The organism is Actinoplanes sp. CA-142083 (assembly GCF_050942195.1).
Classification (GTDB): Bacteria; Actinomycetota; Actinomycetes; order Mycobacteriales; family Micromonosporaceae; genus Actinoplanes.
Genome location: NZ_CP192076.1, coordinates 9,508,174 through 9,522,365, shown reverse-complemented (window position 1 = coordinate 9,522,365; position 14,192 = coordinate 9,508,174). Strand labels below are relative to the sequence as shown.

General features: G+C 71.6%; 8 protein-coding genes and 2 pseudogenes. 7 read left to right on the top strand and 3 right to left on the bottom strand.

The features are described 5' to 3' along the window. Positions 1-226: 226 nt before the first annotated feature. Positions 227-688 (bottom strand): methylmalonyl-CoA epimerase, encoded by a 462-nt coding sequence (mce, locus tag ACQPZX_RS43770; RefSeq protein WP_433369551.1) that lies wholly within the window; start codon positions 686-688, stop codon positions 227-229. A gap of 86 nt (positions 689-774) precedes the next feature. Here mce and ACQPZX_RS43765 point away from each other — a divergent pair, with 86 nt between their 5' ends. Next, entirely contained in the window at positions 775-2,001 is a 1,227-nt protein-coding gene (locus ACQPZX_RS43765; RefSeq protein WP_433385830.1) for an acetyl-CoA C-acetyltransferase, read from the top strand. Next, complete coding sequence (meaB, locus tag ACQPZX_RS43760; RefSeq protein ID WP_433369548.1) at positions 1,998-2,951, top strand: methylmalonyl Co-A mutase-associated GTPase MeaB; 954 nt, start codon at positions 1,998-2,000, stop codon at positions 2,949-2,951. The genes ACQPZX_RS43765 and meaB overlap by 4 nt, the downstream gene beginning before the upstream one ends. Here meaB and ACQPZX_RS43755 read toward each other — a convergent pair. After that, on the bottom strand, positions 2,948-3,556 hold the full coding sequence (locus tag ACQPZX_RS43755; protein WP_433369545.1) for a PadR family transcriptional regulator: 609 nt from the start codon (positions 3,554-3,556) through the stop codon (positions 2,948-2,950). The two genes, meaB and ACQPZX_RS43755, sit on opposite strands and share 4 nt — an antisense overlap. Before the next feature lie 369 nt (positions 3,557-3,925). On the opposite strand from ACQPZX_RS43755, the gene ACQPZX_RS43750 reads away from it, so the two are divergent. From ACQPZX_RS43750 to ACQPZX_RS43735, 4 genes and pseudogenes are all read left to right on the top strand, one after another. Beyond that, complete coding sequence (locus tag ACQPZX_RS43750; RefSeq protein WP_433369542.1) at positions 3,926-4,795, top strand: FAD-dependent oxidoreductase; 870 nt, start codon at positions 3,926-3,928, stop codon at positions 4,793-4,795. A 56-nt stretch (positions 4,796-4,851) separates the two neighbouring features. Further along, the gene (locus tag ACQPZX_RS43745; protein WP_433369539.1) at positions 4,852-6,525 is read left to right on the top strand and encodes an acyl-CoA mutase large subunit family protein; all 1,674 of its coding nucleotides are present in this window, start codon (positions 4,852-4,854) and stop codon (positions 6,523-6,525) included. Between the two features lie 190 nt (positions 6,526-6,715). Next, positions 6,716-7,666: a tetratricopeptide repeat protein gene (locus ACQPZX_RS43740; protein WP_433369536.1), complete on the top strand. Its 951-nt coding sequence runs from the start codon at positions 6,716-6,718 to the stop codon at positions 7,664-7,666. Between the two features lie 12 nt (positions 7,667-7,678). Continuing rightward, positions 7,679-8,675: pseudogene (locus ACQPZX_RS43735) on the top strand (arginase family protein); the annotation flags it as partial. A gap of 1,137 nt (positions 8,676-9,812) precedes the next feature. On the opposite strand, the gene ACQPZX_RS43730 reads toward ACQPZX_RS43735, so the two are convergent. Continuing rightward, positions 9,813-11,741 (bottom strand): penicillin-binding transpeptidase domain-containing protein, encoded by a 1,929-nt coding sequence (locus tag ACQPZX_RS43730; RefSeq protein WP_433369533.1) that lies wholly within the window; start codon positions 11,739-11,741, stop codon positions 9,813-9,815. Positions 11,742-11,976: 235 nt separating this feature from the next. Between ACQPZX_RS43730 and ACQPZX_RS43725 the strand changes: the two are divergent. After that, positions 11,977-14,170: pseudogene (locus ACQPZX_RS43725) on the top strand (NAD-glutamate dehydrogenase); the annotation flags it as partial. Positions 14,171-14,192 lie beyond the last annotated feature (22 nt).

Below are 14,192 nucleotides of genomic sequence, written 5' to 3'. Positions count from 1 at the left end.
CTGGCGAAGACGCACCAGCCACGCAAGAGCGGACCGGCATCAGAAAGGACACGTAGATCAGCTTTGAGCTGCCTCTTAACGGCGGCGTCCGCCGTTCGGGCAGTGCGGGCAAGCCGCCCGTCACCTGCTGTATCCGGGGTTCGGGCAGCCCGCCGGGCTCGATGTCACTGATCCTGCCAGGCCACCGGGCCGTCCGTCAGGATGATTCACCCGGAAGGCGGACCAATCACGCAGGCTCCACCAATTCCACCAGAACCCCTCCGGCGTCCTTGGGATGCACGAAGTTGATCCGCGAGCCGGCCGTGCCCCGCCGCGGGGTGTCGTAGAGCAGTCGCAGCCCGCGCGCCCGCAGAGCCGCGGCGGCCGCCTCGACGTCCGCCACCGTGTAGGCCAGTTGCTGAAGGCCCGGCCCGCTCCGGTCGAGGAACTTGGCGATCGCCGAGTCGGGCCGGGCCGGGGCGAGCAGCTGGATGCGCGGGCCGGCGTCGTCGCCGACCGCGAGCATGGCCTCGCGGACGCCTTGCTCCTCGTTCGTCTCTTCGTGCACCACCCGCATCCCGAAGGTGGCGGCGTAGAACCTCTTCGCCTCGTCGAGATCGGCGACCGCGATCCCGACGTGGTCGACGCGCAACAGCTCGACGTCAGCCGATGTGACATTTGTGGGGGCGCTGGATGGTGCCTCAGTCATGCCACTAGTCTTACTTGAACCACCGTTCAGGACGAAAGCGATCAGCCGTGACCTCCTCGGTAATCGTCAGCGGCGCCCGCACTCCCATGGGCCGCCTGCTCGGCAACCTGAAGTCCCTCACCGGCACCGCCCTCGGCGGCCACGCGATCCAGGCCGCGCTCGAGCGCGGCGGCGTGCGCCCCGACCAGGTGGACTACGTCATCATGGGCCAGGTCCTGCAGGCCGGGGCCGGCCAGATCACCGCCCGCCAGGCCGCGGTCGCCGCCGGCATCCCGATGACCACGCCGGCCCTCACGGTCAACAAGGTGTGCCTCTCCGGCCTCGACGCCATCGCCCTGGCCGACCAGCTGATCCGGGCGGGCGAGTTCGAGATCGTCGTGGCCGGCGGCATGGAGTCGATGACCAACGCGCCGCACCTGATCAACCAGCGCCAGGGCACCAAGTTCGGCGACGTGACGGTGCGCGACCACATGGCGCTCGACGGGCTCACCGACCCGTGGGAGGGCATCGCGATGGGCGAGGCCACCGAGCGCAGCGGCGCCAAGCTCGGCATCACCCGCGAGGAGCAGGACGAGTTCGCGGCGCTGAGCCACCAGCGCGCCGCCGCCGCGCAGAAGAACGGCCACTTCGCCGAGGAGATCGCGCCGATCACCATCGCGCAGCGCGGCGGTGACGTGGTCGTCGACACCGACGAGGGCGTGCGTCCCGACACGACCGCCGCCTCGCTGGCCAAGCTGCGCCCGGCCTTCGCCAAGGACGGGACGATCACCGCCGGCAGCGCCTCCCCGATCTCCGACGGCGCCGCCGCGGTCGTCGTGATGAGCCGGGCGAAAGCCGAGGAGCTGGGCCTGACCTGGCTCGCCGAGATCGTCTCGCACGGCAACGTGGCCGGCCCGGACAGCTCGCTGCAGTCCCAGCCGTCCAACGCGATCAAGCACGCGCTGCGCAAGGCCGGCAAGGCCGTGACCGATCTCGACCTGATCGAGATCAACGAGGCGTTCGCCCAGGTGGGCATCCAGTCGATGCGCGAGCTCGGAGTCTCGTCCGACGTCGTCAACGTGAACGGCGGGGCGATCGCCCTCGGCCACCCGATCGGCATGTCCGGGGCCCGGCTGGTGCTGACCCTGGCGCTCGAGCTGCAGCGCCGCGGCGGCGGCCTCGGCGCGGCCGGCCTGTGCGGGGGCGGCGGTCAGGGCGACGCGCTGATCATCGAGGTGCCCACCGCGATCACCGAGGTGCCCACCGCGATCACCGAGGCGCCTGCCGCGATCACCGAGGCGCCTGCCGCGATCAGCGAGGTGCCCACCGCGTGAGGCCCGGGCGCGATGTGCCCACCCTGGTCGCGCGGGCGCGCGAGGGCGACGCCCGCTCGGTGGCCCGGCTGATCAGCCTGGTCGAGAACGGCGATCCGGCGCTGCCCGAGGTCGCCGCGGCCCTCGCGCCGTACGCCGGGCACGCCCAGGTGGTCGGCCTCACCGGCTCGCCCGGGGTGGGCAAGTCCACCACGACCAACGAGCTGGTGCGTGCGCTGCGGGCCGAGGGCCGCCGGGTCGGGGTGCTCGCCGTCGACCCGTCCAGCCCGTTCACCGGCGGCGCGATCCTCGGCGACCGGGTGCGCATGCAGGAGCACACCGTCGACCGCGGCGTCTACATCCGGTCGATGTCCAGCCGGGGCCAGCTCGGCGGCCTCTCCGCCGCCACGCCCCAGGCGGTCCGCGTGCTCGAGGGCGCGGGCTGCGAGGTAATCCTGGTCGAGACGGTCGGCGTCGGCCAGGCCGAGGTCGAGATCGCCTCGCTCGCCGACACGACGCTGGTCCTGCTCGCGCCCGGGATGGGCGACGCGATCCAGGCGGTCAAGGCGGGCGTCCTCGAGATCGCCGACGTCTTCGTCATCAACAAGGCCGACCGCCCCGGCGCGGACGCGACCTACCGCGACATCCAGGGCATGCTCGGCCTGGCCGAGCGGGCGGCCGGCGAGTGGCGGCCCCAGGTGGTGCGGGCGACGGCGGTGCGCGGCGAGGGCATCGACGACGTGGTGACGGCGATCGGGAAACACCGCGCGTGGCTGGAGTCGAGCGGCAATCTCACGGCCCGTCGCGAGCGACGGGCGGCGGTGGAGGTCGAGGCCATCGCCTTGGGCACGCTGCGTGCACGCATAGGCAACCTCCGCGAGGGTACGGCGCTGAGCACGCTCGCCGCGGCGGTAGCGGCCGGCGAGCTGGACCCCTACGCGGCCGCCGAAGAACTGATCAAGGGCCTTTAGCCGTACGCCTCCAAGGTCTTCTGAATCATCTCGCGGTCCCAGGTGAAGGTGCCGTTCTCCAGGTCGGCCACGACCGACCGCAGCCAGGCGATCTCGGCGGTCAGCACGGCCGCGCGGTACTCGTCCTCGATCAGGAAGAGTCGCGGTAGGCCCGGTGGCGCCTGCTCGTGGATCGTGGCCAGCTTTTCCTCCTGCGTCTCGATCCGGATGACCAGCAGGTCGCGCACCAGCGCCGGCGCCAGTACCGGCAGGAACGCCAGCGCCGCCGGGAACTCGGGGAACTCGCGCGCCGGGACCGGGAGCATCTCGGTGAGCCAGCGGCGCATGGTCGCGTCGCCGTCCTCGGTGATCTCGTAGACGGTGCGCTCGGGCCGGCCCGCCTCCCGGCTGACGCTCGCCGGGCGGGCCAGGCCGTCCCGCACCAGCCGCTCCAGCGCCTGGTAGACGCTGTTGCGCTGGGCCACGTTGACCAGTTGGTCCTGCCCGCGCTCCTTGAGCACCTGCTGCATCCGGTACGGGTGCATGGGCGCCTCGATCAGCAGCGCCAGCAGCACCAATCCCAGCGTCGAACGACGCGGCTCCGGCCGGGGTGGGTCTCCCTGCATTTGATCAGTTTAAAGGCCTTGCGATTCATAGTCATAGTATGCATAGTCAGAGTATGACTAAACAAGCCCTCGTGGCCGGCGGCGGGGTCGCCGGCACCGTCGCCGCCATCGCCCTGCACCGCGCCGGCTGGCAGCCCCGCCTGCTCGAGTCCCGTCCCGAGGGGGTCGCCGACGAGCGTGGCGCCTTCCTCACCGTCGCGGTCAACGGCCTGACCGCCCTGCGCGCCCTCGACCTCGACCCGGTTCGCCTGCTCGCGGCCGGCTTCGCCACCCCGACCTTGGCGATGGTCAACGGCGCCGGCCGCCGCCTCGCTCTACTCCCGCTGGGCGGCCCGACTCCCGACGGCACGGTCACCACGACCATCCGCCGTGCCGACCTCTATGCGGCGCTGCGCGCCGAGGCCGCCGCCCGGGGCATCCCGATCGAGTACGACCGCAGGCTCACCCGGCTACACCGAGCGCCCCGACGGCGTCACCGCGACCTTCGCCGACGGCTCGACCGCGTCGGGCGACCTGCTGGTCGGCGCGGACGGCCTGCGATCGCGTACTCGCGAGGTCCTGAATCCGGACGGCCCGGCGCCGACCTACCTGGGTCTGCTCAACGCCGGCGGCTTCACCGACCGCCCGGTCGAGGCCGACCTCGACCGCACCCCCGGCCTCACCCAGATGGCGTTCGGCCGCCGCGCGTTCTTCGGCTGGTCCGTGGCTCCCGACGGCCGGGTGTGGTGGTTCGCCAACCCGCCGAGCAAGCGCCCGGTGAGCCCCGGCGACTACACCCCCGAGTCCTGGCGCGCCCATCTGATCGACCTGTTCGCCGGCGAGGAGTTCCCCGCGGCCGCCATCATCCGCGCGACCGACGTGGCGATCGGCCCGTGGAACACCGACGATCTGCGCCGCGTCCCGGTGTGGCACTCCGGCCGCGTGGTCCTGGCCGGCGACGCCGCCCACGCCGTGGCGCCCTCTTCCGGCCAGGGCGCCTCCATGGCCATCGAGGACGCCGTGGTCCTGGGCCGCTGCCTGGCCGACCGTCCCGGCGACCTGCGCGCCGCGCTGGCCGCCTACGAGCAGACCCGCCGCACCCGGGTGGAAAGGGTGGTCGCCGTCGGCCGCCGCAACGGCAGCGGCAAGACCGCCGGCCCGGTCGGCGCCGCCATCCGCGACGCGATGCTTCCCCTGGTCATGAAGATGCTGTACCGCCGCGGCAACCCCCAGGCATGGATCCTCGACCACCGCGTGTGACAAGCCGGGCGCGGTTCGCCTTAGGGATCGTTCAGGTTTGCCTCTACGATGGCTGCATGGATGCTGCCGACATCGCCGCCGGCCGGGAGCGCTGGCAACGCCGCTATGACGCCTCCCGCAAGCGGGACGCCGATTTCACCACGCTTTCGGGGTCGCCGGTCGACCCCGTCTACGGGCCGCCCGAGGGTGCGGGTTACCCGGGTTTCGAGCGCATCGGGTGGCCGGGCGAGTTCCCGTACACCAGGGGTCTTTATCCGACCGGATATCGCGGACGCACCTGGACCATCCGCCAGTTCGCGGGTTTCGGCAACGCGCAGCAGACCAACGAGCGCTACAAGATGATCCTCGCGGCCGGCGGCGGCGGCCTCAGCGTCGCCTTCGACATGCCCACGCTGATGGGTCGCGACTCCGACGACCCGCAGTCGCTCGGCGAGGTGGGGCACTGCGGCGTGGCGATCGACTCGGCCGCCGACATGGACGTGCTCTTCGACGGCATCAACCTGCAGGACGTCACCACCAGCATGACCATCTCGGGGCCGGCCGTCCCGATCTTCGTGATGTACCTGGTGGCCGCCGAGCGGCAGGGCGCCGACCTCGGCAAGCTCGACGGCACGCTGCAGACCGACATCTTCAAGGAGTACATCGCGCAGAAGGAGTGGCTGTTCGAGCCCGAGCCGCACCTGCGCCTGATCGGCGACCTCATGGAGTACTGCGCCCGCGAGATCCCGCGGTACAAGCCGCTGTCGGTGAGCGGCTACCACATCCGCGAGGCCGGCTCGACCGCCGCGCAGGAGCTGGCCTACACGCTGGCCGACGGCTTCGGCTACGTCGAGCTCGGACTGTCCCGCGGTCTCGACGTCAACCAGTTCGCGCCCGGCCTCAGTTTCTTCTTCGACGCGCACATCGACTTCTTCGAGGAGATCGCCAAGTTCCGCGCGGCCCGCCGCATCTGGGCCCGGCACCTGCGCGACGACTACGGCGCCACCAGCGAAAAGGCGCTGTGGCTCAAGTTCCACACGCAGACCGCGGGGGTCAGCCTCACCGCGCAGCAGCCGGTCAACAACGTGGTGCGCACCGCCGTCGAGGCGCTGGCCGCGGTCCTCGGCGGGACAAACTCGCTCCACACCAACGCCCTCGACGAGACGCTCGCGCTGCCCACCGACGAGTCCGCCGAGATCGCCCTGCGCACCCAGCAGGTGCTGATGGAGGAGACCGGCGTGGTCAACGTGGCCGACCCGCTCGGCGGCTCGTGGTACCTCGAGGCGCTCACCGACCGGATCGAGGCCGAGGCGGAGGAGATCTTCGCCCGCATCCGCGAGCTGGGCACCGACGGCAGCGTCACCGAGGGCATCCTGCGCGGCATCGAGGACGGCTGGTTCACCGCCAACATCGCCGAGGCGGCGTTCGTCTACCAGCAGGCGTTGGAAAAGAACGACAAGCGCATCGTCGGTGTCAACGCGCACACCGGCACGGTGGCGAAGGATCTGGAGATCCTCCGCGTCTCGCACGAGGTCGAGGTGGTGCAGCGGCGCGAGCTGGGTGAGCGCCGGGCCTCCCGCGATTCCGTACGGGTGAAGGCGGCGCTCGACCACCTCGTGGCCGTCGCGCGCACCTCGGAGAACATGATTCCCGCCATGCTCGAGGCGGCGCGGGCGGAGGCGACCCTCGGCGAGATCTGCGGGGCGCTCAAGGGGGAGTGGGGCATCTATCGGGAGCCGGCCCGCTTCTAGAGGCTTTTGGATCGGCATAAAACGGACGACGGGGTGCCAGTTGACGATCTGGCACTCCCGTGGTTGTCGTGGGATCTTGCGCAAGCGCGCGGCGGCGTCAAGTATCTGGGTGACGTGCGGTTGTGACGTCCGATATCGGCCGCCCCGCGGCACGGCGAACCGCCTTGTCAGCGTGCGAGACTAGGTAACCATGAGCGACCCACGGACCACTCCGTCGATCTTCACCCGCGGCGCGGTCGATCTCAGCGCGCTGCGCACCCCGGCCTCCACCCCGGCGGCGGCTCCGAGCCGCCCGGCCGCGCCCGCCGGCGACACGCCGGCCGCGCCCGCGGCCCCCGCCGGCCCGGCCGCGGGTTTCCCGGGCGGAAGCCCCGAGACGATCATCGACGTCACCGAGGCCAACTTCCAGACCACCGTCCTCGAGCGTTCCCTGAGCACCCCGGTCATCCTCGACTTCTGGGCCGACTGGTGCGAGCCGTGCAAGCAGCTCTCGCCGGTGCTCGAGCGGCTCGCCCAGGCCGGCGGCGGCTCCTGGGTGCTCGGCAAGGTCGATGTGGACGCCAATCCGCGGCTCGCTCAGGCGCTGCGCGTGCAGGGCATCCCGATGGTGGTCGCGGTCGTGGGCGGCCAGCTCGTCGAGGGCTTCACCGGCGTCCTCCCCGAGCACCAGGTCAAGCAGTACGTCGACGCCGTCCTCAAGGCCGGCGGCGTGTCGGTCGAGCCGGCCGCCGACCCCCGGCTCGACGCGGCCGACGACGCCCTGATGGTCGGCGACCTCGAGGCGGCCGAGGCGGCGTACAAGAAGATCCTCGCCGAGTCGCCGGCCGACGCGGCGGCCGAGTCCGGGCTCGCCCAGGTCGCCCTCTACCGGCGGGTCGGCACCAACGACCCGGCGGCCGCGCTGACCGCCGCGCAGGCCGACCCCGACAACATCGACGCCCAGCTGCTCGCGGCCGACGTCGAGGTGCTCTCGGGCCAGGCCGACAAGGCGTACGAGCGGCTGGTCGCGCTGATCAAGCGCACCTCCGGGGACGACCGGGACGCCGTACGCAAGCACCTGCTCTCGCTGTTCAGCGTGGCCGGACCGGACGACCCAGCGGTCGCCGGCGCCCGGCGGGCGCTGGCCAGCGCGCTCTTCTAGGCGGGAGGCTCCGTGCGCCGGATCGCAGTCCTCGACGCACCGTCCAATCTCGGTCTGCGACCGCCGACCGCGACCTCGGTGCCGGGCTGCGCCAAGGCGCCCGGAGCCCTCCGCGACCACGGACTGCTCACCAAGCTCGGCGCCCGCGACGCCGGCTGCCTGACCCCGCCGAGGTACGACCCGGGCGACTGGCGCCCCGGCGACGGCGTGGCCCAGGCCGCGCAGATCGCGGAGTACTCACGTCGCCTGGCCGACCGGATCGGCGGCATCCTCGACGCCGGCGAGTTCCCGGTGATCCTCGGCGGCGACTGCTCGATCCTGCTCGGCTCCGGCCTGGCCATGCACCGTCTGGGCGAGGCGGTCGGCGGCCGCATCGGCCTGGTCTTCGTGGACGGTCACTCCGACTTCCGCCACCCCGGCAACGCGTCCTATGTGGGCGCCGCCGCCGGGGAAGATCTGGCGCTGGTCACCGGCCGCGGCCAGGCCGACCTGGCGTCGATCGAGGGCAGGAGGCCATACTTCCGCGACGTCGACGTGGTGGTCATGGGTCTGCGAGCCCAGGACGAGTACCGCCTGGACCTGCAGGCCGCCGGCATCGTGACCCGTCCCGTTCCCGCCCTGCGCGCCGAGGGCGCCGCCCGCAGCGCCCAGTGGGCCCGAGAGCAGCTGGTCGACTGCGCCGGTTACTGGCTGCACGTCGACGTCGACGTCCTCGACCCCGCCGTGATGCCCGCGGTCGACGCCCCTTCGCCGGGTGGCATCGCCTTCCCCGAGCTCGAGATCCTGCTGGCCGGCCTGGTGGAGTCCCCACACTGCCTGGGCGTCGAGATCACCGTCTTCGACCCCGACTACGACCCCGACGGCCTCTACGCCGCCGAGATAGCCGGCACGGTCGCGGCGGGTTTGGCGGCCGCCCGCACGGTGACCCCACGCCCCGACCTGATAGCGGCCCGAGCCGATTTGGCACGGCCCGCTTCTCTCCGCCCCGCTTCTCTCCGCCCCGAAGCCACCCCGGCCGAGGACACCAACCTCCAGGCCGAAGCCGCCCCGGCAGCGTCCCGGCCCGAAGCCGCCCCGGCAGCGCTCCGAGCCGTGATTGCGCCGGCGGCGCCGCAGGCTGAAGCTGTCGCGGACACCGCGCCCCAGGCCGAAGCCGCAGCAGTGCCCGTGGCCGAAGCTACCGCGGCACTGCCCTTGGCCGAAGCTGTCACGGACGCGGGCACAATGCCCCTGGCGCGTCCCGCCGCCGATGCCGCGCCGACGGCCGATCTGGCCGATGCCCCGCCGGCCGGCGACGTCGCGCCGCCGGAGCGGGCGGCCGCAGAGGCGTCCAGCGACACCGCTTCCCCTCAGGCGACGGACCTAACCGAAATTTCGGATTTGTCCGGAGTAGACACGGCGGCTGGCGACGGCGTGGATGGCGACGGCGCGCCAAGCCCCGAGGCGGCAGGCGACGATGCGCCGAGCCTGGGCGCGGCGGGCGACGATGCGTCGAGCCTCAGCGCGGTGGGTGACGATGCGCCGAGCCTTGACGCAGCGGGTGACGATGCGCCGAGCCTTGACGCGGTGCGCGATGACGGGCTGAGCCTTGACGCAGCGGGTGACGATGCGCCGAGCACTGAGGCGGCGGGTGACGATGCGTCGAGCCTTGGCGCGGTGGGCGACGTCGCCGTGGGGGATGCCGACGGCGAGTTGCGGGCGGGCGCTGATGCCGGTGACAACCACGCGGGCGACAACGGCGTGGTGGCCCCGGAACGCTTGGAGGCCGAGGCGGACGGCGAGCCGGTCCCGTTCGTCACTCGGCCGCTCGGCCAGGCTCCGTTGCTCGACTCCAAGCCCCTGCCGGCCACCCGGCCCGGCATGCTCCGGCCCCGCGCGGCTGACGACCACCCGGCCGACGACGGCTTTTCGCTGCCGGCTCAGCGCCCGGCCTTCGACCTGGGCTCCGGCTCCCCGGCGGACATCGCCTGAGCCTGGCCGCCGCCGTCGCGCAAGGCGGCAACCGGGCTGGGCCTGGCCGTCGTCGCGGAAGGCGGCAACCGGACTGAGCCTCTGGCCGCCGTCGGGCATGGCGGCAACCGGGCTGAGTATGGTCGCCGCCGCGCATGGCGGCCGCCGAAGTAGCGTGGCGGCCGCCGCGGTGGGGCTAGCGGTTCAGGGTGTTCAGGAAGCTCTCGACGATCGGGACTGCGGCCTCGGAACCTGCGCCGCCCTTCTGCACCATCACCGCGAAGGCTACGTCGCCCTGGTAGCCGATGAACCAGGAGTGCGTGTCCTTCGACTTGTCGTCGAACTCGGCGGTGCCCGTCTTGCCGAAGACCGGCTTGCCCTTGACGTCCTTCAGCGCGGTACCCGTACCCCCGGTGACGACCTCTCGCATCATCGACCGCAACGAGCTCACCGCGCCTTCGTCCAACGGCGGCCCGTCTTCCGCCGGCTTGGCCGGCGCCGGGTCCAGCAGGAGCTTCGGCTGCTTGAACTGGCCTCGCGCCACCGACGCCGCCACCGAGGCCATCGCGAGCGGGCTCACCGCCGTCGCGCCCTGGCCGAACGTCGCCGCGGCCAGTTCGGTCGGGCTTCCGGCGGCCGAGACCTTGCCGCTGAACGCCTCGACGCCCAGGTCCCACTGCTGGCCCAGGCCCAGGGCCGTGGACGCCTCCTGGAGGCCCTCGGCGCCCAGCTTCGGGGCCAGGCCGACGAACGCCGTGTTGCACGACTTCGCGTAGTCGACGTGGAACTGGACGTTGCCCAGCACCTCGCCGCCCGAGTTCTTGAACTCCCGGCCGTCGACCGTCGCGTTCTTGGGGCAGGCGACGACCGACGTGGCCGTGACCGCCTTCTTCGACAGCAGGCCGTACGCCGAGACGGTCTTGAACGTCGAGCCGGGCGGGACCTGGCCGGTGAGCGCGGTGTCGACCGTGCCGCCGTCGGGGCCGTTGGCGACCGCCAGCACCGAGCCGTCGCTGACCTTGATGGCGACCAGGGAGCTGGGCTGCTTCTGGGTGGCGAGCGCCGCGTCGGCCGCGTTCTGCGTCTTCTCGTCGATCGTGACCTTGACCGGTTTGCCGTCGACGGGCTTGGTGCTGAACAGCTGGGTGTCGCTGACCGTGCCGTCCGCCGCCTCGCGGGCGATCACCACGGACACCCCGGGCGTGCCGCGCAGCGCCGTGTCGTACCGCTGCTGCAGCCCACCGTGACCCACCACGTCGCCCTGCGCGACCGCCTGGGGGTTGGCGTCGATGTCCTCGCGGGTCGCCTGGTCGGCCGTGCCGAGCAGCGCCCGCGCGAAGGCCCGGGTCGGCGCGAGGTCGCGGGTCTCCTCCCGGAAGACCGTCCCGGGCAGCGGGCGCACCGCTTCCCGGATCTTGTTGTAGTCGGGCCGGCGGAGCGTGACCAGCTCGATGAAGGCGCCCTCGTCGGCGTTCTTGACCCGATCGGCAAGGTTGGACATGTCGACCGCGACGTTGATCTTCTTGAAGGCCGCGCCCAGGTCCTTCTGCAACTGTGCCAAGTTTGTGATCTTCTGCGGGCTGACCCCGACGGTGACCACCTCGCGGGGCGTCACGATCGGCTTGCCGGCCGCGTCCTGGATGGCGGCCCGCTTCGACTTCACCCGGCGGACGCCCAGCTTGTCGCCGCTCTGCAGCTCGCTCTGCACGATCGCCGGCTCCCAGACCACCCGCCAGCCGTCGCTGTTCTGCTTGGTCAGGCGGACCGTGCTGTTGTACGACCACGGCGCGCCGCCGGGCAGCGTCCAGTCCAGCTTGATCGTGCTGGAGGAGATGTCCCCGGTGGTCTTGGGATCGCCGACGGGGGTCAGCACCAGCGACTGTTTGACCAGGTCGCCCGCGAGGGCGTGCAGCTGGTCGACCACGTCGTTGGCGCTGATCTTGCTGCCGTCGGCGGACACGAAGCCCACCGAGCTGAGGTTGCCGCTGCGCCAGCCCTCGAGGAAGTCCTTGACCGTGCTGTCGGGGCCGTCCTTGGAACAGGCCGCCAACCCGCCCGTGAGCAGGGTGAGCGAGGCCGCGAGGGCCACCACGCGGCGGCGGCTCGGGTCACGGCGGTCGGGCATGAGGTCCCCTTTCCTGGGTAACGCCGGGAGCGATGCTACGGAACGGTAATAAAGATGCGCTCGTCCTGCCGACCCGGAATGAGTGACCTACGGCAAATTTAAGAGATCTCGGCGCGCCGTTCTAGGCTGTTGTTCGACACGTTCGAACCCACAGAGTCGTGGGTGAGGGGAGCACCAAGCCATGGCTGTCGCCGACGAGGCAGCGCCGGATTCCGACCCGACAACCGACCCTGAGCTGGACCTTTCCGCAGGTCCCGGGCTTGCCCTCACGGGGCGCCTCGACACCTCCGCGGACGACGGTGAGCTCGACGAGCCGCTGCCCAACGGCGAGCGCCTGGTGGCGCAGGCGGTCGAAGTGGCCGGCGACGACCACGCGACGGCGTCGCTGGTCGGCCGGTACTGGCGATTCGCGCCGGACGAGGAATTGGTCGGTTTCACCGCGCAGGAGATGTACGACGCGGCGGTCGCGCACCGCGAGCTGGCCGCGGTCCGGCTCCCCGGCGAGCTGAAGCTGGCGATCACGGAGCCGAGCGGCTCCCAGTGCCACACCGTCCTGCAGATCGTCACCGACGACATGCCGTTCCTGGTCGACTCGGTGATCGCCCTGCTCACCGCCCACCAGCTGCAGGTGCACCTGCTGGTTCACCCGCTGATCGTGGTGCGGCGCGAGCCGCTGGGCGCGATGGCCGAGCTCGCCGCCGACGTCGAGCCCGACGACGCGATCGACGGCGACCTGGTGGAGAGCTGGATCCGGATCGAGATCGACCCGATCCGCCGTGAGGAGGCCCGCGACCAGCTGCACAACGAGGTGCGCCGGGTGCTCACCGACGTGCGCGACGCGGTCGAGGACTGGCCGCGGATGCGGCAGCGGGCCCTGGTGATCGCCGACGAGCTGGCCGCCGCGCGCGGCTCCGACGCCAAGCTGCCGGTGCCCGACAAGGACGTCACCGACTCGATCGAGCTGCTCAAGTGGCTCGCCCACGATCACTTCACGTTCCTCGGGTACCGCGAGTACCGCCTGCACGGCGACGTGCTGAAGGCGATGGAGGGCACCGGCCTGGGCATCCTCCGCGGCGACTCGACCCCGCGCCAGCTCTCCTCGATGACGACGGAGGCCTATCAGCGCGCCCTCGAGAAGCGCCTGCTGGTGATCACCAAGGCCAACTCGCGGGCGACCGTGCACCGATCGGCGTATTTGGACTACATCGGCGTCAAGGTCTTCGACGACCGCGGCGAGGTGATCGGCGAGCGCCGCTTCCTGGGCCTGTTCTCGTCGTCGGCCTATCGCACAAGCGTGCGCGAGCTGCCGGTGGTCAAGCGCAAGGTCATGGAGGTGCTCGACCGCTCGGGCCTGTCCCCGCGGGGCCACTCCGGCAAGGACCTGCTCCAGATCCTCGAGACCTACCCGCGCGACGAGCTTTTCCAGATCAAGACCGATGATCTGTACGAGGCGGTGATCGGTGTCCTCCGCATGGCGGGCCGCCGGCAGCTCCGCCTGTTCCTGCGGCGCGACGGGTACGGCCGTTTCATCTCGTGCCTCATCTACATGCCACGCGACCGCTTCACCACCGGCAACCGCCTGCGCATGCAGGAGATCCTGCTCCGCGAGCTGAACGGCATCGGTGTCGACTACACGACCCGGGTCACCGAGCGGATGCTGGCCCGCATCCACTTCATCGTGCGCACCGACCCGACCGACCCGCCCGGCGCGGTCGACCCCAACGCGCTGGCCGAGCTGCTGGCCGACGCGACCCGCATGTGGGACGACGACTTCTCGCTGGTGCTCGAGCGCAAGCTGGGCGAGGAGCCGGCCCGCGAGCTGTTCAACCGCTATGCGAACGCGTACCCGGACAGCTACAAGGACGGCCACACGCCGTACGAGGGGATGCAGGACCTGGCGAAACTCGAGCTCCTCGAGGAGGAGGGCCAGCTCGAGATGCACCTGTACCGCAAGCGGCGGCCGGGCAAGGGCGGCGAGCCCGAGCCCGACGACCACGACGTGCGGTTCAAGGTCTACCGGTACGGCGAGCCGATGATGCTCTCCGCGGTGCTGCCCGTGCTGCACTCGCTCGGCGTGCAGGTCGTCGACGAGCGGCCGTACGAGATCCGCCGCGACGACGGCACGATCTACCTGTACGACTTCGGCCTGCGCCCGCCGACCGAGCACCGCGAGCTGTCCGAGGTCCGGCCGCAGGTGGAGAACGCGTTCGCGGCCGCCTGGCGGGGCGAGGCCGAGGTCGACGGGTTCAACGAGCTGGTGCTGCGGGCCGGGCTGACGTGGCGTCAGGTGGTGGTGCTCCGGGCGTACGCGAAATATCAGCGACAGGCCGGAAGCGTCTTCTCCCAGCGCTACATCGAATCGACCTTCATCGCCTATCCGGAGCTCGCCCGCCTGCTGGTCACGCTCTTCGAGACCCGTTTCTCGCCGGCCCTCGAGGTCGGCGGCGACGA

Coding starts and splice junctions, on each gene's coding strand:
- ACQPZX_RS43765 (WP_433385830.1), top strand. CDS start 775: ATGGGCCGCCTGCTCGGCAACCTGAAGTCCCTCACCGGCACCGCCCTC.
- mce (WP_433369551.1), bottom strand. CDS start 688: ATGACTGAGGCACCATCCAGCGCCCCCACAAATGTCACATCGGCTGAC.
- ACQPZX_RS43755 (WP_433369545.1), bottom strand. CDS start 3,556: ATGCAGGGAGACCCACCCCGGCCGGAGCCGCGTCGTTCGACGCTGGGA.
- ACQPZX_RS43740 (WP_433369536.1), top strand. CDS start 6,716: ATGAGCGACCCACGGACCACTCCGTCGATCTTCACCCGCGGCGCGGTC.
- ACQPZX_RS43730 (WP_433369533.1), bottom strand. CDS start 11,741: ATGCCCGACCGCCGTGACCCGAGCCGCCGCCGCGTGGTGGCCCTCGCG.
- ACQPZX_RS43745 (WP_433369539.1), top strand. CDS start 4,852: ATGGATGCTGCCGACATCGCCGCCGGCCGGGAGCGCTGGCAACGCCGC.